Annotated in this window: 17 protein-coding genes; 7 read left to right on the top strand and 10 right to left on the bottom strand. The window is 44.2% G+C overall.

The genetic code is table 11. From position 1 onward, the window contains the following. Positions 1-86: 86 nt before the first annotated feature. The 3 genes from budA to IGJ74_RS00935 all read right to left on the bottom strand — a co-directional run bounded on the left by budA (position 87) and on the right by IGJ74_RS00935 (position 3,688). Positions 87-803: an acetolactate decarboxylase gene (gene budA / locus IGJ74_RS00945; RefSeq protein WP_005232672.1), complete on the bottom strand. Its 717-nt coding sequence runs from the start codon at positions 801-803 to the stop codon at positions 87-89. An 18-nt stretch (positions 804-821) separates the two neighbouring features. Beyond that, positions 822-2,474 (bottom strand): acetolactate synthase AlsS, encoded by a 1,653-nt coding sequence (gene alsS, locus IGJ74_RS00940; RefSeq protein WP_081116132.1) that lies wholly within the window; start codon positions 2,472-2,474, stop codon positions 822-824. Positions 2,475-2,728: 254 nt separating this feature from the next. After that, positions 2,729-3,688 carry an alpha/beta hydrolase gene (locus IGJ74_RS00935; RefSeq protein ID WP_015508776.1) on the bottom strand — a complete coding sequence of 320 codons (960 nt, stop codon included), beginning with the start codon at positions 3,686-3,688 and terminating at the stop codon, positions 2,729-2,731. Positions 3,689-3,906: 218 nt separating this feature from the next. On the opposite strand from IGJ74_RS00935, the gene IGJ74_RS00930 reads away from it, so the two are divergent. Beyond that, positions 3,907-4,836, top strand: coding sequence for a methyl-accepting chemotaxis protein (locus tag IGJ74_RS00930; protein WP_142437300.1), 930 nt, complete (start codon positions 3,907-3,909; stop codon positions 4,834-4,836). Between the two features lie 89 nt (positions 4,837-4,925). Here IGJ74_RS00930 and IGJ74_RS00925 read toward each other — a convergent pair whose 3' ends face one another. Genes IGJ74_RS00925 through IGJ74_RS00915 form a run of 3 tightly spaced genes read right to left on the bottom strand, consistent with a single transcriptional unit; the run spans position 4,926 to position 8,419 of the window. Beyond that, complete coding sequence (locus IGJ74_RS00925) at positions 4,926-5,678, bottom strand: hypothetical protein (RefSeq protein WP_042890147.1); 753 nt, start codon at positions 5,676-5,678, stop codon at positions 4,926-4,928. 4 nt (positions 5,679-5,682) lie between these two features. Beyond that, positions 5,683-7,068: a hypothetical protein gene (locus IGJ74_RS00920; RefSeq protein WP_016619560.1), complete on the bottom strand. Its 1,386-nt coding sequence runs from the start codon at positions 7,066-7,068 to the stop codon at positions 5,683-5,685. A gap of 49 nt (positions 7,069-7,117) precedes the next feature. Then, positions 7,118-8,419 carry a hypothetical protein gene (locus IGJ74_RS00915; RefSeq protein WP_008376499.1) on the bottom strand — a complete coding sequence of 434 codons (1,302 nt, stop codon included), beginning with the start codon at positions 8,417-8,419 and terminating at the stop codon, positions 7,118-7,120. Between the two features lie 411 nt (positions 8,420-8,830). Between IGJ74_RS00915 and IGJ74_RS00910 the strand changes: the two genes are divergently transcribed. Next, a complete protein-coding gene (locus IGJ74_RS00910; protein ID WP_008376502.1) occupies positions 8,831-9,967 on the top strand; it encodes a hypothetical protein in 1,137 nt (378 codons plus the stop codon). 109 nt (positions 9,968-10,076) lie between these two features. Here IGJ74_RS00910 and IGJ74_RS00905 read toward each other — a convergent pair whose 3' ends face one another. The 4 genes from IGJ74_RS00905 to IGJ74_RS00890 form a co-directional block, all read right to left on the bottom strand. Beyond that, complete coding sequence (locus tag IGJ74_RS00905; protein WP_008376504.1) at positions 10,077-10,577, bottom strand: hypothetical protein; 501 nt, start codon at positions 10,575-10,577, stop codon at positions 10,077-10,079. Between the two features lie 243 nt (positions 10,578-10,820). Continuing rightward, positions 10,821-11,249 (bottom strand): DUF1761 domain-containing protein, encoded by a 429-nt coding sequence (locus IGJ74_RS00900; RefSeq protein WP_144330760.1) that lies wholly within the window; start codon positions 11,247-11,249, stop codon positions 10,821-10,823. A 106-nt stretch (positions 11,250-11,355) separates the two neighbouring features. Then, complete coding sequence (locus IGJ74_RS00895) at positions 11,356-12,702, bottom strand: amino acid permease (protein WP_008376509.1); 1,347 nt, start codon at positions 12,700-12,702, stop codon at positions 11,356-11,358. Between the two features lie 296 nt (positions 12,703-12,998). Next, on the bottom strand, positions 12,999-13,367 hold the full coding sequence (locus tag IGJ74_RS00890) for a YxeA family protein (RefSeq protein WP_016611572.1): 369 nt from the start codon (positions 13,365-13,367) through the stop codon (positions 12,999-13,001). 321 nt (positions 13,368-13,688) lie between these two features. Here IGJ74_RS00890 and IGJ74_RS00885 point away from each other — a divergent pair, with 321 nt between their 5' ends. The 5 genes from IGJ74_RS00885 (at position 13,689) to IGJ74_RS00865 (ending at position 19,000) form a co-directional block, all read left to right on the top strand. Beyond that, on the top strand, positions 13,689-14,240 hold the full coding sequence (locus IGJ74_RS00885; RefSeq protein WP_005232691.1) for a GNAT family N-acetyltransferase: 552 nt from the start codon (positions 13,689-13,691) through the stop codon (positions 14,238-14,240). Between the two features lie 75 nt (positions 14,241-14,315). After that, positions 14,316-15,242: an ROK family protein gene (locus IGJ74_RS00880; RefSeq protein ID WP_005232693.1), complete on the top strand. Its 927-nt coding sequence runs from the start codon at positions 14,316-14,318 to the stop codon at positions 15,240-15,242. A gap of 57 nt (positions 15,243-15,299) precedes the next feature. Further along, the gene (locus tag IGJ74_RS00875; RefSeq protein WP_005232695.1) at positions 15,300-16,058 is read left to right on the top strand and encodes a MurR/RpiR family transcriptional regulator; all 759 of its coding nucleotides are present in this window, start codon (positions 15,300-15,302) and stop codon (positions 16,056-16,058) included. 159 nt (positions 16,059-16,217) lie between these two features. Further along, entirely contained in the window at positions 16,218-17,528 is a 1,311-nt protein-coding gene (locus tag IGJ74_RS00870; RefSeq protein ID WP_008376519.1) for a PTS sugar transporter subunit IIC, read from the top strand. 32 nt (positions 17,529-17,560) lie between these two features. Continuing rightward, positions 17,561-19,000 carry a 6-phospho-beta-glucosidase gene (locus tag IGJ74_RS00865; RefSeq protein WP_034872089.1) on the top strand — a complete coding sequence of 480 codons (1,440 nt, stop codon included), beginning with the start codon at positions 17,561-17,563 and terminating at the stop codon, positions 18,998-19,000. Positions 19,001-19,064: the final 64 nt, after the last annotated feature.

The following is a 19,064-nucleotide window of genomic DNA, read 5'->3' as shown; positions in this document are numbered from 1 at the left end:
GCGAAGCGTTGGCTTCACTGCTTTTTTGCGTTCCATTCGATCCGAGACCACTCTACTGGCGATCAATTATTTTTGCTGCCTGCTGCTTATTCGGCAGCTTCAATATCTTTGGCGATTTTTGCGACATCGATCTCCCGCTGCAAGTAGTCTTGGTTGTCGATAGGAAAATGCTGACGAAATTCGGCTAGTTCCATCAATTCGACTTCACCAGCTGCCACTTCAAAGTCTAAGACATGTCCAGCAAATGTCCGATCATCACTAATAAAATGCAGATGGAAACCAGCAGCCGCAGCACCGTGGAACAACAACGGGGTAAAGAACCCAACGATCGTGCCGCTGATATCTTCTGCTTGAAATTCCGGCTGATGCTGGATGATCTCAATGAATTTTGGGTACGGTTTTTCTTGCTTTGGGGCAACGCGGACGTGCATCTTGGTAAATACCCCATGAATCTTGACAGCGGAAAACAAATTCGGGCTGACTTCTGTCAGGACGTGGTTTTTCACTTCTTCATCGGTCATTTCTTGGCTGACCTGCAGGTGCTTCGCCGCAGAAAAATCAACGACTGCCGCATAGGGGGTTCCTTCATTTCCTTGGAGCACTTGTACCTTGCCCGACTCGTCTACATGGTAGATTTCACCATCTAAAATAATCACTTCACCATTGGAACCAGCCAACGTACCGATCCCAAAATTGCCATATTCAAGCATTTTGCCGATTTGCTCCGTGCCATCCATTAAATCCTGCATCAACCCACCTAGGGTGCCATGCTGATATAAATAACTTTTGTTTTTCACTTTCATCTTGCTGCTCCTTTGGTCTTAATAAAATTGATCAGGTAGGATCGTTTTGCCCAGATCGGCATTGTCTGAATAATCCACAGGGATATCAATGATCACTGGACCATCCGTTGCAAAGCCTTCTTCGATGGCTGCCATCAATTCTTGTTTAGTGGTTGCCCGTAGGCCTTTGGCACCAAACGCTTCGGCATATTTTACGAAATCAACGGGTCCAAAATCAACCCCAGAAGCACGATCATATTTCATTTCTTCTTGGAATTTCACCATATTGTAGGTACCGTCATTCCAAATCAAGTGAATGATGTTTTGTTTCAAACGGACAGCTGTTTCTAACTCTTGGGCAGAAAACAAGAAGCCGCCATCGCCAGATACAGAGATCACTTGAGTATTTGGTCGCACGAGCGCTGCAGCGATCGCCCATGGCAAAGCGACTCCTAAGGTCTGCATGCCATTACTAAAGAGCAGATGCCGTGGCTCATAACTACGGAAATGACGGGCCATCCAAATGTAATGGCTGCCGACATCCACCGTTACCGTCATATCGTCGGTCACTTCTTGTTGCAAAGCATCGATGATTTCCAAGGGATGCAAGGTATTGTTACTGCCTTCGACATCCGCTGGTTTTTCATTGAGTTTGGTTTGCAGCGTCGTTAAATAGTTTTGGGCGTCTTCGCTCAAGTGATACTGATCGATGGCTTTTGATAGTTGTTCAATAATTTTCGCGATACTGCCCATCAGTTCAACTTCTGGCTGCATAAATGGATCGATCTCCATCGGTACTTCATCGATAACGATCACGCGGGCATCTTTTTCCGCATTCCAGTTGCGGGCTTCGTATTCGATCGGGTCGTACCCTACAGCAATCACTAAGTCGCTGCGTTTCAACAACATATCACCAGGCTGATTGCGGAATAAGCCGACGCGGCCAAAGAAATGCTCTTCTAATTCACGAGAAATGATTCCAGCACCTTGGAAGGTCTCTACGACAGGCAACCCAGTTTTTGCAACTAACTGACGAATCGCTTGTGTTTCTTTCACGCCTGAAGCCCGCATCCCTAAGAGTAAGACAGGCAGTTTGGCTTCTTTGATCCGATCGACGAGTGCCTGGATATCTTCTGCATCGGCACTGCCTAATTTAGGCGAAGATAGAGGTTTGATCGCTGCCCCTTGAACGGTTCCGTCTGTCACATCTTGAGGAATGGATAAAAAGCTCGCCCCTTTTTTCGCTGTTTTTGCGATGCGAAAGGCGTTGGCAATACTTTCAGAAAGGGTTTCAGGATCTTGGACTTCACTGCTGAATTTCGTGATCGGCGCAAACAACGCCGCATTATTCATGCTTTGGTGGGTCAATTTTGAAAGGTCAGAACGCTTCACTTGGCCTGCTAGTGCCAAGACGGGATCACCTTCGGCAGTTGCCGTGACCAACCCAGTCGCTAAATTACTGGCTCCTGGTCCACTTGTTGCAATGACGACTCCTGGCTCTCCTGTCAGGCGACCGATTGCTTGTGCCATAAAGGCCGCGTTTTGTTCATGTCGTGCCAAGATCAACTCTGGTCCCCGATCACTCAACACGTCAAACACGCCATCGATTTTTGCACCGGGAATCCCAAAGATATAAGGCACCCGATGATTTTCTAAACTTTCAACAATGATTTCTGATCCTCTTGCACTCACTGTATTACCTCTTTTCAAAAACTGTATTAATCACAATACATATAATAGCACTTTTTATTTATTTATCAACGAAAAACACTTATTAAAATCTGTATTATAAAAGCGTGATTTTTTAGAGAGCGTTTGCATCTGCTTCAGACTGCAGGTGTACGTCTTTCAATTTTTCCGACAAAAAAAGGAGTGGATCGCTCCACTCCATACATCCTTGTCTGTATCAGAACACCGCAAAAAAAGAAGCTGCTTTCGTCGGTTTCTTATTCTGCGGGGACATTTTTTTCCGTCAGCCATCCGACAGCCAGTGTCATGGCCGCTCGTGCGGCTTGGGTCTGATCCATCGCATTGACCATCACAAAATCATGGATGATCCCTTGCATCCGTGCTTGGGTGACTTCCACGCCAGCTGCTCGTAAATGCTGCGCATAGGCTTCCCCTTCATCCCGCAAGACATCTGCTTCGCCTGTAATGATCAACGCTGGCGGCAGATCGGCTAACTCCTCTTTGGTCGCGCGTAGTGGAGAAGCGGTCATTTGATCCCGCTGTGTTTCATCCGTCGTGTATTGATCCCAGAACCATTGCATCCCTTCTTTGGTCAGAAAATAATTTTCACCGAATGCTTCATACGAAGGCGTATCAAAGCGGGCATCTGTCACAGGATAGAACAATAATTGCTGTGCGATCGGAATGCCGCCACGGGCTTTCGTCAACAAGGTCATAACGGTCGCCATGTTCCCACCTACGGAATCACCAGCCACGGTCAAACGGCTAAGGTCTAAGCCTTTGACATCGACAAATCCCGGTAATTGCTGCAAGACCGCATAATTTTGTTCGATCGCCGTTGGGTATTTTGCTTCTGGTGAACGACTATATTCAGGAAAAATGACGATCGAGTTGGTTCGTACCGCCAATTCACGGATCAATTTATCATGAGTCGCGGCACTGCCGAAGACCCAGCCCGCGCCATGGAGATAATAAATGACAGGGAGAATCGCATGATTTCCTTCAGGACGAACAAAACGAACATTGATGGTCCCCCATTCGCCTGTATCTACGGTCTGATCTTCTATCTCAACCGCCAATTTATTGACGGGTGACTCTTGGACTTGTTCCAATAGTGCGCGCCCTTCTTCTGGCGGTAATTCATAGATCCGTGGGTGCGGTGCATTTGCCTCACTAAATTCAACGGCTGCTTTTTCCAACGAAATTCTATCTGTCATACGATTCTCTCCTTTTGTTTGAAATCGTTCGTGTTGATCTTAAGGGTACCACCAAGTCATTCTGATGCAAAGAATCTTGCTTTCTTCTGTTTCCAAGCATTTTGTTCGACAAAAAAGGTGGTTTTTGCACTCTTAACTGCCTTGCCTTCATGACCGATAACTGTAAGACACTCGCTGTGTAAACTTCCCAAAAAACTGAAAGGCGTAGGTAAGTACGTATGAAATTCACATTAGATGAAACACAAAATAACCGTCTGCTCGCTGCTATTTTTCAAGAACTCGCTGTCATAGTCTTTGATCCGCAAAAAGAAGTTGTTTTCGCCAATGCCAACATGACTGATATCCTAGGGTACAGCCAAGAAGAAATCATTGGCTTGCCGCATCGGACCTTTTGTTTTGACCATTATGCTGCCAGTACGGATTACCAAGCTTTTTGGAATCAACTGCTGTACTCAAAGCAACGGTTTCAAGACAAAATCATCCGAAAAAACAAACAAGGAGAAAAACTGATTTTAGAAGGGATCTACTTCCCCGTCCTCGATGAGCAGCAAGAAGTCGTCAACGTCGTCAAAATCGCTTTTGACATTACCCAAAGAGAACAAGCCTTAGCGGTCACTATCAAAAAAGTGCAAGAAAGTGCTGCTTCCCTGACACGACTTTCTGCCAACGGGCATCAGCAAGTCGATCATTTGTCAGAAAACTTGGCGCAAGTCAAACGGCTGTCTGATCAAAATCAAGCAACGACCCATGCCTTAGAAATGGATAGCCAACAGGTGACAGCGGTGCTGCATGACATCGACCGCATTGCACAACAAACCAAACTGCTATCCTTCAACGCTTCCATCGAAACAGCACGGATCGGCGAACAAGCAGCTGGCTTTCGGGTAGTTGCCGATGAAATGCAAAAATTAGCCGAACAGACCAAGCAGTTGACCCAAACCATTGCCGCAACCATGCAAGCCATCAACCAACAAGCCTTAGTCGTGTTAGATAGTACCGAGTCGACGACTATGAAAATCAGTGATTCGCAAAAAAGTCTCGCTGCCGTTTTGCATTCTTACGACACGCTGCGAACGACGGCCAGTCTTTTAAACGATGAAGCCGAGTATTTAACAGGGACCAACGATGCTGAGTTGGAAACCACATGAAGTGAAAGAGAGCGCCGCTGTTTGCGACGCTCTCTTTGTTTTTTTGACCAATAAATTGATTCCCTATTTGATTTCATCGATACTCAGCACTAGCCAGTCTCCCACTCTTGCAACAACTGCTGTAATTCTTGCAAAAATGATTGGGTCGCAAAGCCCAATGCTTGAAGAGGAACACGATATTCCTGTTGAATCACCAAAAAGCTACTAAACATTTTATGCTGGACCTCAAAACCGAGGTTTTTCCAAACAATCCAGGAAAAACTGACTATTCGTTTTTCTTTCTTTTCGTACGTGCACAAATACACTCGTTCAACGCCAAAAAGCAGTCCCGCATTCGCTTTCTTGCCAGTCATCTTTGACGTTAGCAACGCAAGAGGGGTCTCCGTTTCAGGCACTTGAAAACTAGCGAGGACTTGTCTTTGCCATTGCCTTGGTAGCACTTGTCTTTCTCCAGAAAAATAGAACAAAAAATTTTGTTTTTGAAAAAAGGCAGTCAAACGATTTTGTCGCTGGTTGCGCTGATGGATGGGCGCCCTTTGAATCGGAGACACCTGGTTTCTTGACGTTGGTTTTGGCTGCTCTTGTCCAACGAAAACGCCGGCTGATGGTGCGTCTTCCCTAAGAGCAGCAGACGACAAACTGATTTTCTTCAAGAGAGCCGTCAGCTGGGTCAGCGCAAGCTGTTTGTCCGTCAGGGGACTGGACTGGGCAATTTTGGCGTGGTCAAAGGGCAATTTGATGACCATTTTGCCGCGGCAATACAGACAGACTGCCGTGCCGACACCCCAGTTTACTTCTAGTTCCCCTAAACAATGGGGACATTGAATGGGAATGATATCCACGAGATCATCCTTTCGTTTTGATGCATCGATCAGAGCTATTCGTTGTAAAAATACGGATCGTATTCCAGCTGACAAACGCCAGCAGCACTAGAAGAGATAAGCCATAAAAATCGAAATACCAAACCAATATTGCTAAGAAGAGAATCAAGGCAAATTCATACGCCATGTTTTCCAGACTGCTGTAAAATACTGTTTTTCGGACGAGTTTCTTTCTTCGGGCTTCAAATGTCTGCAAAATAGCTATTTGATCTGCCTGTGGCTGACTGAGTGCTTGATTCAGATCCTTTTTAAACTTTTTATGTTCTGTAAAGAAGTTGATTTTTTGTGTAATCAAAAAAAATGAAACTACTAGCCAAATGACAAAAAGCACGATCGATGTGCCAATCAAACTAAAGGAAACGGCAGGCATTAAAAATCCACCAAAAATAAAATTTAAAAGGGTCCCGGAAATTATTCCGAATGAAAAGAAGGTATAGCAGAATTGCCAAAGGACACTACTGGTCTTCGAAAAACTTTTCTTCACTTGCACCAGCTGTTCACATTCAGGAAGCTGGGTTGGAAAGAGACGTTCAGCATCGGTGCCATCAGCCACGAAAGAATAGGTTTGGTTTCCGTATTTGAATTCGCCAATGTAATAAGGAAAATACAGTTTTTCCGTATCACATTGTTTCGGAAAAAGAGTCAGTTGAACCTCATTGGCAACATCTGCTCCCACCAAATGGTCTTTGGCTTTTGCTTCAAAGACTTCCATTAGATGGGTATCAGAGAGTGCCGCTTCTCTGGAAATATCAAAGGGCAGCACCTGAGCGCCTTGGCTAAGTGCCGAAAACTGCTGCATATCCGTGCAATAGGCGGCTCCTTTTTGAAGATGCAGCGGCAGCTTACCATTGATACTGTAATCCGCTTCTTTTTGGGTATCCGTAGGGAAATATTCATTGAAAATTGTTGTGTTCCCGCTGTTATGTAAAGAAATATCGGCAGTAATGCGCCCACTCCCCCTCTGCTGTTCCTCGTGGACATAGCTCCCTCTCACTTGAGCATCATAAGCAATTTGAAAGTAATACATCGGGATAAATACACGTTTTAGATGAACCATCTCTAGCTCAAAAAAGATACTTTCCGAGATGGTCTCTTGCCATGCTAGTTTATTTTTTAACGCCGCTTCACATGCCTTTTCATCATAGGCAAACGGATAAAACCCTTCTTTGACAGTCCCTTGAATGTGTGGCAACTCTTTAAGCGAGACGACTTGTTTTGTTTGTTCCTGGTTTTTTTGTTCCGGTTTGATCAACAGCTCATTTAAACAATACTGACAGACTGCTTTCCCTGAGTCCCAATCAACTTCTAGACGTCCCAGACAGCTGGGACATTGGATTTGGGTGATTTTCATTTTTTCTCCTTTTTTATGAATCGTTTTTTCTTTTCAACAAGATGGTTTATCAAAGAAACCGAAGAATGTTCCAAATAAGGATAACGACCACGACCACATAAGCGAGCGTATCGAGCCATTCATAAAATTTCCTCATTCTTGCAAGATGCTTTCCACGCTTCTCGTAGTTTGCTAAAAAAGCTGTCCCAGTTTTCTTACCTAATAATTCTCTTTGGAGCTCATCTCTAAATTTTTGGACTGTTTTGAGGTACTGTTCTTTTAGAAAGTGCAACACTATCCCCGATACTACCCAATAAACTGCAGTTGGCAGGGAACTCATGACAATCCCCCCTATGACAGCCCTAAATACTCTTCCTAGAGGAAGCCATTCAGAAATGAATAGCGCCAAGATCATCAGGATCACACCTAACGTAAAAAAGAGTACGGAGGACCAGCCAAAAACCTTACGAGCTTTTGAAAAATTCGCAACCGTTTGATAGGTAGCTTGGCACTGTGGGATAATCGGCAGCTTCATTCGGTCAGGATCTTTGCCGTCGATCGCAAATTCAAAGGATTGCTCTTGGTACTTGAAGGTGCCCATATACAGGGGAAAGTAGAGCTCTTCTGTAGCACAGCTGATCAGGGAAAGATTTAGGTGCAGCTCTTTTAGATGATCGGCAGATTCTTTCTTCTGGATCACCGCATTCGCATGAGCTCTCAATTCCGCTTGTTTTTCAGAACCAAAGAGCGCCTGCTCTTGCTCAATATCAAAGGGAAAAACATGAATAGCATGTGCTGAGACTAGCTGTTGAAATTCCTTTTGATCGGTATTAAAGTGCGGTTTTCTTTTCATTTCATCATTGACCTCAAAGCTCTGAGGAATTTCTTGTTCGATCACCTCCGAACTGCCGCATTGATAAAATATAACCGTCTCACCTGAATGGTCGCCTCGCTTCTTTTCCCACGTGGTCGTATGCGAGCCTGCCCATGCAATGGAATGGGTATCGTAGCCAAAGGCCCCCTCCCAGTGCATCGTATAGGTCACCTGAAATTCATAAATCGGAATAAAATATCGTTTTACCTCGCTGACTTCAAGATGAACGATAATGTCCTCAGGAACTGATTCCTGTTGGATCAGCCATTTTTTCAAGGCATTTGCTACCTCGTCTTCATTAAAGGCAAACGAATAAAACCCTTCTTTGACTTTTTGAAAAACTACGGGAGCCTGTTCATTCGAAGCTTCTTGCGTTTGTTTTGGCGGCGACTGTAGGACTGACTTAGTTAAGCAATACTGGCAGACTGCTTTTCCTGTCTCCCAGTCAACGGTTAACTGACCCAAGCAGCTGGGACATTGGATTTGTGTGATTTTCATTGCTACTCCTTTTGCACATACTGATTTTCTTATCAATGAAGTGGCTTAGTTGCACATGAGGGGGAATGTCTTTTTTATGGTGTTATTTGGGGAAAGCCGCTTGTTTGCAGGTATTTGCTCGATTTCATCCGTTTGTTCAAAGCGTCTTTTTTAGTAATGAAGTAAATACGTGTATTAGGACCAAGAGCTGTTTAGCAAAAAAAGCAAATACAAACGAAAAACAACTCTTTCTACATCATTTTATAATAAAAATTTCCGTAAATCTATTTATTATTGATAAAAATCTATTGGTTTGCTAGTTGAACTCCCTCCATACGTTCAGCAACCCTTGCTAGCCGGTTATTAATGGCGGATAAGTTAGGAAAAATGTTATAATTAAATTATTCACAAGAAAGGAAATGGAAAAAAAGTATGGGGATATTTATTTTTGTTGTTGGTTTTTTGACAATGGTTGTAAGCGGAATCTTTTTTGTTCTTAGTTTGATCAAGAAAAAGTCGCTTCGCAACAAAATCGTTATTTTTATGGGTGGTTTTCTCTTATTGATTGGCGGAGCACTAATGACTCCAGCAGCAACACCGGAGCTTCACGTAGATGAAGCAGAACTGGTTACCAACGAACAAGGCGAAGCGGCGATTACGGGTCAAACCAACCCAGAAGCGCAACTGACGATCAACGGGGTGGAGGTTTCGCTGGCGGACGAAACATTTTCTTACACCGTGCAACTTGAAGATGAAGAGGAACAGGAATTTACTCTCCAAGCCTCAATGGGTGGAAGCGCCAAAGAAGAAGTCGTCACCGTCAAACCTTCTCGCGCATTTCTAGCGAATTTACAAGCTGAAAGACAAGAACAAGCAGCACTGGAAAAAGCTGAGACGGCACTGGCGCTTGCCGAAACCCAGCCAAACCAAAAGAATTATGACGAAGCCGTGACGCTGATTCATGCTTTAAGTAAAACCTACGAAAATTTTGCTACCCGGCTAGCTGTAGTTGAAGAACACCTTGCCATCGGCAAAGCCCTTGATACCGCTGAAGCTTCTCTTGAGCGCAAGGATTTCGATCAGGCAAAAGAATTGGTCGCACAAGCAGTGTTGAACAAGGAAACGTTTGAAAGTCGGTTATCCACTGTAGAAACTAAGATTTCTGAGAAAGAAGCAGAAGCACTCGTTGCAGAAGCTGTCCAAGCGGTGGAAGCGGCAGAGGCGGAGCCGACAAAAGATACCCTTGCTCGTGCAGAAGATGCTGTCGCTCGTCTCAAGACCCCCGATGAGGAATTAGCTACTCGAACAAAAACAGTGGCGCAAACGATCGCTGCCAACGAACAAGCAGCCGCTCAAGCCAAGGCGGAGGAAGAACGGCAGGCAGCCGCCGCTGTGCCAGAACAAAGTCAGCCAGTCGCTGCTAGCAATCAAGCCCAAACGTCGGTCCTCGTTACACCAACAGGTTCGAAATATCATACGAGAAAATGCGGCAACGGTACCTACACGCCTGCCACTTTAGCAGAAGCGCAAAGTCGCGGACTTACTCCTTGCGCAAAATGTTTTCCGTAATAGTCACTAATATTTTGCAACGAAAAAAAATAAACCTCATTTTTGTCTAAGGTTTGTCTGCAGTCTAAAGTGGTTGTCTCGTCGGAGGCAGCTGCTTTTTTATCACTTGCTATTTCTCATCGTAAGAAAACTCGTACTCGTTTTGTTCATCATCGATCAGACGCTTGTCATTGTTGTCCACCATTTTGAATACTTTCTCAAAATCATCGCCAGTCATGCGCACTTCCTTTTTCTCTTGATCAATGATCACTTGGGCATTTGTCACTTCAAAGGTGTGCATAGTGCCGATGTCTGCCGCAGTCAGTGCTTTGCTTTTGGGAAACTCTGCTTGCAGTGTTTCGTTGATCTGCACTAATTGCGCCTCTTGTTCTTCTACCAAGTCCGCAGGTTCCTGATTCGGATCGACCAAAAAACTCAGCGTTTTATTGACAGTGATCCTTCCATCTTCAAATAGATACAAAGCATATTGTTGATGACTGTTGCTATTGGTCAATACTTGATTTGCAGCTGCAGAGTCAACCCCTGCGCGGCTGCAGCTTGCCAAAAAAAATAGCACCGCCAAACAAACGGTAGCAAACATTCTTCTACCTAACTTGCTTTTCGTTTTCATTTTTCCCCTCCTCGTTTTCCCTAAGTTTCCTTCTTTCATGATTTTTCGCAAACCCGTGGGTTTGTGTTTCCTGTCAAATTTAGTTATTTTCAGTATAGCATAAAAAATTTGCTTTTATAGCTTTTTTTTATAGTGAGATTAATTTCACGCGCAAAAAAACCAACCTTGTCGAGACAAGATCGGCTTTCTTTAGGATTGATTCGTTGAGATCTTTGAACGTTCTCGCTGGGATATGATCGCTGCCTATTGTCCAATTAGTCCGACAACAAGCCCTAAAACGATCACTCCTAGAAACCCATTCACAAGGTGCAGCCCAACTAATTTACGGGACTGTCCCGAGTAAACAGCCATCACGAAGGTGGCGACCCCATACACCCCTAGCCACAATAAGCAAGCGACTTGCAAGGAGGTCATCAGCCAACCATCATGATCGAATGTGGCAAACCAATAGACGACTTGATAGGTCGCTGCCGATAAGAGAATCCCACCAACAATCGTGCCGCCAAAGGTAAAGAGCATGTCACCGGTCGTCATCTGCTGACCGTCCATCTTCTCTACCATTCCTGATTCTTTCGCCCAAAACTTGCCCCACTTATGCATCGGATTGTAAAGCAGACTTTCCACCACAACCCAGCTGAGGGTGCCGAAAATCAATGTCCAAAAATTAACCATTTTCGTATTCTCCTTTACTTTATTTTTAGCCATGTTCCTGAGAAGCGAAAAAATAGCCAAGCGGGCTGTTCCTTCTCCATCAGTTTATGCCTTAAGGGAGGGTTCTTCAACTTTTTCCACTGGTGTCCCCTATTTTTCGATGGTTCCAATAAAAACTAAGAAAAATGATCGTATACAGCAATGCGGTGAAACCTGTAACCGCTAATGGGTTAGTGATCAAGATTCCGGCAAACAGCAAAAGCAACGCAAGGATCGCCCCACCCAAAAAAATCGTATAGCCCATTTTCTTCTGCTTGCGTACCAAAACAAACGCCGCCACACTGATCAACAACCAAATCAGTAATACAGTATACGACAGGGAGCCTGCCAGATAATTGAAGAGTTTGTCGCCTAAAAAGTAAGAAAGAACGACTCCAAGATATAAAGTACCGCTGCAAAACATGATCGCTCGTTGGGGCACGCTGTTTTTATTCAGCATCGTGAAGCGGCTTTTTTTCTGGCCATTGTTGCTTAACCGGAAAAACAACGTTCTTGAAGAAGCATAGACCCCAGAATTGATGGAGGAAAACAAGGCCAAAATGATCACTAAATTAACGATGTCGGAAGCAAAAGGCACATGGATTTTTTGAAACACCATTACAAAGGGACTGACATTTGGATCTGCTAATTGATTCCACGGATAAATGATCAGTAAAAGAAACATGGGAATGATGTAAAAAGCGGCAATCCGAGTCATTACTCCTTTGATTGCTTGAGGGATCGCTTTTTTTGGATTTTCTGCTTCACTAATCGTGATGGCTACTAACTCAGAACCGCCATAAGAATAGATTACGACCAATAAAGAATTGATAAATCCTTTGAGACCGTGAGGGGCAAAACCACCATAGTCTGTCATTTGTCTCATCGTCGGTAAAAAGCCCAGATCAAAGACTTGCGTGGCAACCAGATAGAGACCCACCAAGATCAGCACAATCACCACACTGATTTTGGCCCACGAAAGCCAGTATTCCGTTTCTGCAAACAAGCGGACCGAAAACAAATTGATGATGGTCGTGAGTAGTGCCAAAATCAAAACAAAGATCCAAGCTGGAATATTGGGAAACCACAGCTGCAAAAAGCTTGCGGCAGCAACTGCTTCGGCGATGATGTTGATCATCCACATTGACCAGTAGATCCAATCAATGAAATCAGCTGTATGCAAGCCAAGATACGGCTGGACTAAGCCCGAAAGGCCATGTTGTTTTTGGTCAGATAAAACCAACTGTCCCAGTCCTGTCATGACGACAAATAAGATCAGCCCACAAAAAATAAACGCTAGCAAGACCGCAGGCCCCGCTAACTGGATCGCTTCCCCACTGCCTTTGAATAGGCCGGCACCGATTGCGCCACCTAGTGCCAACATAGTGATGTGCCTGGTTTTCATCTGTTTTTTTAATTGATTTTTTTCTGTCATACGTTCCTCCTCGAAAACCGTTGATCCTTCATACACAGTGATTCTCTCACTGTTGCTATTTTTAATTATATGAATGATTTTTTTTAACTACCTCATAGAGAATACCAGACGTTTCTGCTATTGCAACTAAGAATTGAAAAAATTATCTATTTTTTCTGAAAATTCTATCATCCTCTAATCTTTTTCACCCAAATCAAATCTTGGCGAACTTTTCTTTAGGTGAAGGTACTAAAAAAAGCCATCTCCCAACATGTGGGAAATGACTTTCTGTCCGTTTCTTCAAGCAGGCTCGATGATCAATGGGTCGTAACCAACTCGTCTTTGATAGCGTCAGGGAGATCTTGCTCGGTCACCTCTTGATACGACTCCACATGTTTGCCCTTTGCATCAAGCTCTAGGTAGGCATTTTCTTTTAATTTTTGTGGTGCCCAAAACGTGATTTTTATTTTTTGTCCATCTTCATTGATTCCTTCTTGCGTATATTCATAGGCATCATGTTCTTGCGGCACGCCATACTCATTGGATGTTTTGACATAAACCTTTTTCTCCGGTACGAAAGGATTGAAACGATCCACCAGCTGAACCAGTTCGCTGGAATCATCTTTCGTAAAATAAGACCATGTAACCAATGTGACGGTCCCGATCGTTAACACGAGCAGGATCATACTAATTGCTTTTTTCAAGTGATTGTCCTCCGTTTTTTCTATCTACCTTCAGTATAAAAAAACAAGCGATAAATATAATCAAACTTAAGACGTATTTTTCCGTCGGTCATTGTGACTAAGGTATCAATAGAATATTTTCTGCTTTTTCCACCTAAATGTATAGACAAACAACTAAGTTACTCCTACAAAAACGTCCCTTCTCACAGGAAGACCAGACTGTTTAATAAGTATCGTGATTTTTCATTCTTTGTAGTAAACTAAACTGCAACAACTTACTTTTAAATACTCATGATTGAAAACTATAGAAAACCGAGGTGTCCCATGCTAGAAATCAAACTGATCGATCAAGAACACCAAGCTGATATCCGCTTGAAAAACGAACCCTTCTCCTTATGGGGGAAAATGCTGCCGTCTTATAATGAGGGCAACTGGCAGTACACGATCTGTAAATTTGCACCTGAAGACATTCAGACGATGCGTTTCCCAGATGAAAATTATTGCTATGATGAAATGAGCCGAAACAGTCTGTTTATCGGTGCTTATGATGATGGAAAATGCATCGGCTTAGCGATCGTTCAAGACGCTTTTTTCAAGTATCTGTACCTCTATGACTTAAAGGTCAACACAGACTACCGCAAGCAAGGAATCGGTCAACTGTTGATCCAACAGGCACTGAAAGCGGCCCTTGCCAAAGACTATCGCGGCATCTATACACAAGCGCAGGACAATAATCCTTCTGCCTGTCTGTTTTACTTGCGAGCAGGCTTTCGTATCGGAGGCCTGGATACGGAGGTGTACAAAGGAACCAATCAGGAAGGCAAAAGTGACATTTTGTTTTATTTGGATGCAGCGGAAACGGCTGTCAAAAAATAGCTGAAAAAAGAAAAAAATTCCTCCTGCCAGATGGTACACTTAAGGCAACAATGTTTTGAAAGGTGAGGAAGAAGAATGTACGTAGGATTTGATATTGGCGGAACAAGTATTAAATATGGGGTTTTAGATGAAACCGGAGTGATCCTTGAAAAATCAGCGATCCCCACTAGCTATGAGCCAGCCCAGTTTTATCAGGATCTACTCACGATCATCGAAGATGCCCAGAGCCGCCACACGATTGATGGCATTGGGATCAGTGCCCCAGGGATCGTTCAAAAAGACGGGTTTATGTTAACGGCTGGCGCTATCAAATCGTTATATGGTGAAAATTTTAAAGCAGTCTTGGAAGCGCGTACAGGATTGCCTGTGGCGGTGGAAAATGATGCCAATGCAGCAGCGATTGCTGAAAAATGGATCGGGAATGCGCAAGAGGTAGCCAACTATTTGTGTCTTGTCCTAGGCACTGGTGTAGGCGGTGGGATTGTAATCAATAATCAAGTCTACCGAGGTGCTCATGGCATGGCTGGTGAATTTGGTTGGATGGTGATCGATCAGCTGCCAGAAGAAGGCAATATCGAGGAAAGTTCCATCAATAAAAAAACTGCCGTCGTGGGCGGCTTGATTCGCCTCTACAATTTATCTGGCGCAGCAGTTCCTGGCTTTGAACCCACCCAAGACGCCAAAGAGATTTTTGACCGCGCGCAGCAAGGCGAAGCATTGGCGTTGAAGCTGACGGACCAATTTCTAACGGATTTGTCTGTAGGGTTGATCAATTTGATTAGCTGTTTTGACCCAGAATTGGTATTGATCGGCGGCGGCATCAGTGCCAATCCTTATTTCTGGGAACGCCTGCAGGCTCGCTTGACGATCACGGAAACACGGCATGAAGCGATCAATTATTTGCGCGGACAAACCATCGCGCCTGTTCGTCCAGCGAAGCTAAAAAACGATGCCGGCTTGATCGGCGCAGTCTATCAGATCCACCAACAGCTGCACCGTTAAAAGTTCGGATATGCTATACTGGTGTAAATTGATTATCTAGGACAGCGAGGAACCAGCATGGCGCTTTTTGAACAATTAAACTTGAACAAGCTCTCTGCGGTAGAACAAGAAATCTACCGTTTTATCGTCAATCACTTAGAAAAGATCCCGTATATGCGTGTGCGCGACATTGCCGATGATGCTCATGTCTCTTCGACTTCGGTCTTTCGTTTTATTCAAAAAGTCGGCTTTCAGTCGTTTCCAGAATTTCGCTTCTATATCAAAAATCATTTAGAAAAAGCCCATTTTGACGCGCATCCTGAACACTTAGGTTTAGAAGCGCGCATCAAAGGCTTGAATATGCAGATCTTCCACCCTGATGCGGAATACCAAATACGAAAACTTGCCGAAGCGATGCGGGATGCCGATTTGATCTTATTTATGGGGATGGGGGCATCCGGTGCGATCGCGCAATACGTTGCCCGCAAGCTAGCCAGTCTCGGTTACTTTAGTATCAGCATTGATGAGCTGACCTACCCAATCAAAAGCTTTTTGCGAAAAGATCAAAAAAATGTTTTGGTTTTTCTGAGTGTCTCTGGTGAAACCAAAGAACTGATCGAAGTCATTACCGGTTTAGACAATCAAGCGATCGTGCAAAAATATTGCATTACCCCCAATCGGGAAAGTACGTTGGCACGCCTGTGCGATTATTCGATCGAGTATGCGATCAAAGAGGAACGCAAAGACATCTTTCTTGATTTGACTAGTCAATTGCCTTCAGTAGCGATTTTAGAAACACTGATCGGCTATTTACAAGATTATCGTTCCAACCCTTGATGGTTCAGTTTACTGAACCATCTTTTTTTGTAACACTGTGTTCCGGATGCGGAATTTTTTTCATTTCTTGAGAGATATGTACGGAATCCGTATCCGCTTACTTTTAGCCGCTCTCATTCGCTATAATGATGGCATCAATTAAGGAAAGGTGTTATTATTATGCAAAAATTCAATGACCTGTTAGACCGCTCGTTGGTACCAATCGCAACAAAGTTGAACAATCAACGCCACGTAGCAGCGATCCGGGATGCATTCATGCTGATTTTCCCACTGACCATCGCTTCTTCTCTCGTTATTTTGGTCAACAATATTTTATTTTCCAATGAAAGTTTCATCGTGCAATTATTTCAACTGAATCGGCTTTTTCCTAATCTGGAAAGCGCCCAGCAAGTTCTAGCTTCCGTGGCGAACGGGACCATCAACATCATGAGTTTATTCATTGCGTTTCTTGTTGCCCAACTTTTAGCCAAGCATTTCCAAGCAGATGCTACGTTAGTTGGTTTGACAAGTGTCGCTGCCTTTATGATCTTGTACCCGACCTCGTTTGCAGTAGATGATGTCAATGTGATCTCTACACAATATTTAGGCGCCCAAGGGTTGTTCGTAGCTATGATCGTGGCTTGTTTGGTCGGTGAATTCTTACCCAAGCTTTTCAAGGTCAAACGATTGCAGATCAAAATGCCTGAAATGGTACCACCAGCTGTTTCCCGTTCCTTTTCTGGCATGATTCCGATCGTGATCATCGTGGCAGTCACTGCTTTGATCAATTTCTTAGTTTTAATGATTGCACCGGAAGGCATCAATGAACTGATTTACAACGGGATCCAAAGTCCATTGCGGGATCTGGGGGGCAATGTCGTCGGTGTCTTGATCTTGGCATTCTTGCAAACCACGTTGTTTGCGATCGGGATCCATGGACCAAACACATTGAATGCGGTTCGTTCAGCGATTTTTACCGAACAAGATCTAGCTAACCTAGACTTTATCAACCAGGGCGGCTCCTTGTGGGACGTTCCTTACAAAGAAACCTGGGGCGTTTTAAATGATATGTTCGCAAATATGGGCGGAACTGGTATGACATTGGGCTTGATCATTGCGATCTTCATCGCTTCAAAACGTCCAGAACAACGTGAGATCGCTAAGATGTCCTTAGTTCCAGGAATTTTCCAAATCAATGAACCGATGATCTTCGGTCTACCGATCGTCTTGAATCCAATCATGATCATTCCGTTTATTTTGACACCAATGGTCAATATTTTGGTGGGTTATTTTGTCACTGTTGTCTGGCCGATCATGCCGACCCCAGCGATTGGGGTACCATGGACGACCCCAGGAATCATTAATCTCTTTTTAGGAACTGGAGGAAATGCGATCGCTGCGGTTGTCGGTGTCGTTTGTCTTGCGATTTCGGTCTTGATCTATTTGCCTTTCGTGATCGCCTCTAACCGTTCCCAGAAAGTAGAATTATAAGCAAACGAATGAGTCGAGGAGGAATGAAATTTATGTCCGCAAAAATGCCGAAAGATTTTTTATGGGGCGGCGCGATCGCTGCCCATCAAGCGGAAGGCGCTTGGAATGTTGCTGGCCGTGGAATGAGTACCGCCGATGTCATGACGGCCGGTGGCAACGGTATTCCCCGTAAAATCACCAAAGGAGTCATTGAAGGGGAATATTACCCGAACCATGAAGCCATTGACTTTTATCACCGTTACAAAGAAGATATCCAGTTATTCAAAGAACTGGGCTTGAAATGTCTACGGACATCGATTTCTTGGAGCCGGATCTATCCAACTGGAACAGAAGAAGAACCAAATGAAGCCGGTCTCCAATACTACGATGATCTTTTCGACGAATTGCAGGCAAATGGCATCGAACCCGTCATCACTTTGTCTCACTTTGAAATGCCTTATGCCCTCTATGAAGAATTTGGTGGGTTTGCTAACAAAGAAGTGATTCCCCTCTTTGTCAAATTCGCTAAGACTGTTTTTCAACGGTATCATGACAAAGTGACGTATTGGATGACTTTCAATGAGATCAATAATCAAGCAGATGGGCAAGAGCCGCTGCACGTTTGGACCAATTCTGCCATGATCATCGAGGATGACAGTCAAAAAGAAGCACTCGTCTTTCAAGCGGGCGTCAATGAGTTGATTGCCAGCGCGGCAGCCGTGATCGAAGGCAAAAAAATCAATCCAGAGTTTCAGATTGGTTGTATGATGGCCTATGTCCCGGTCTACCCCTACTCTTGTGCGCCAGCTGATTTGATGGCATCCGTCAAAGCCAATGAACGGCGCTATTTTTACAGCGACGTCCACGTACGAGGCAAGATCCCAACCTATGTGCAAAAATATTGGGCAAAAAAAGGCATCACGATTGAGATCACGCCCGAGGAACAAGCGCTATTAAAAGCAGGAACCGTTGATTATATTGGGTTCAGCTATTACATGTCAGGAACGATCTCAACCCTTGATGAAGTGGCTGGCACACCAACTGAGGATATCCCGGGAGCAAAAATCGTGAGTAATCCTTATATCAGTGCTTCTGATTGGGGCTGGCCTATCGATCCAGTCGGGTTGCGCTATGTGTTAAATACGATCTATCAACGCTATGACTTGCCGCTATTTATCGTAGAAAATGGCTTTGGTGCTTACGATCAATTAACCAATGAACAGCAAGTCCATGATGACTACCGCATCACTTACCTGAAAGAGCATATCGAACAGATGGAAAAAGCGGTGGTTGAAGATGGTGTACCGCTATTAGGTTATACGCCTTGGGGGATCATTGATATCGTCAGCTTCGGCAGCGGCGAAATGGAGAAACGCTATGGCATGATCTATGTCGACAAAGACAATACCGGCAAAGGAACCTTGAATCGTTTGAAAAAAGATTCCTTTGCGTGGTACCAGCAAGTAATCGCCTCTAATGGTGAAACGCTCTAATTACTGCTTCCATGACTAACACAAAAACCGCCCCCTCGTTTCGCCATCCTCCTTTTTACATTAG

The organism is Enterococcus sp. AZ009, from assembly GCF_050548785.1.
Taxonomy (GTDB): domain Bacteria; phylum Bacillota; class Bacilli; order Lactobacillales; family Enterococcaceae; genus Enterococcus_D; species Enterococcus_D entomosocium.
The sequence above is the reverse complement of the archived record's forward strand: the minus strand, read 5'-3'. Positions and strand labels throughout refer to the sequence as shown.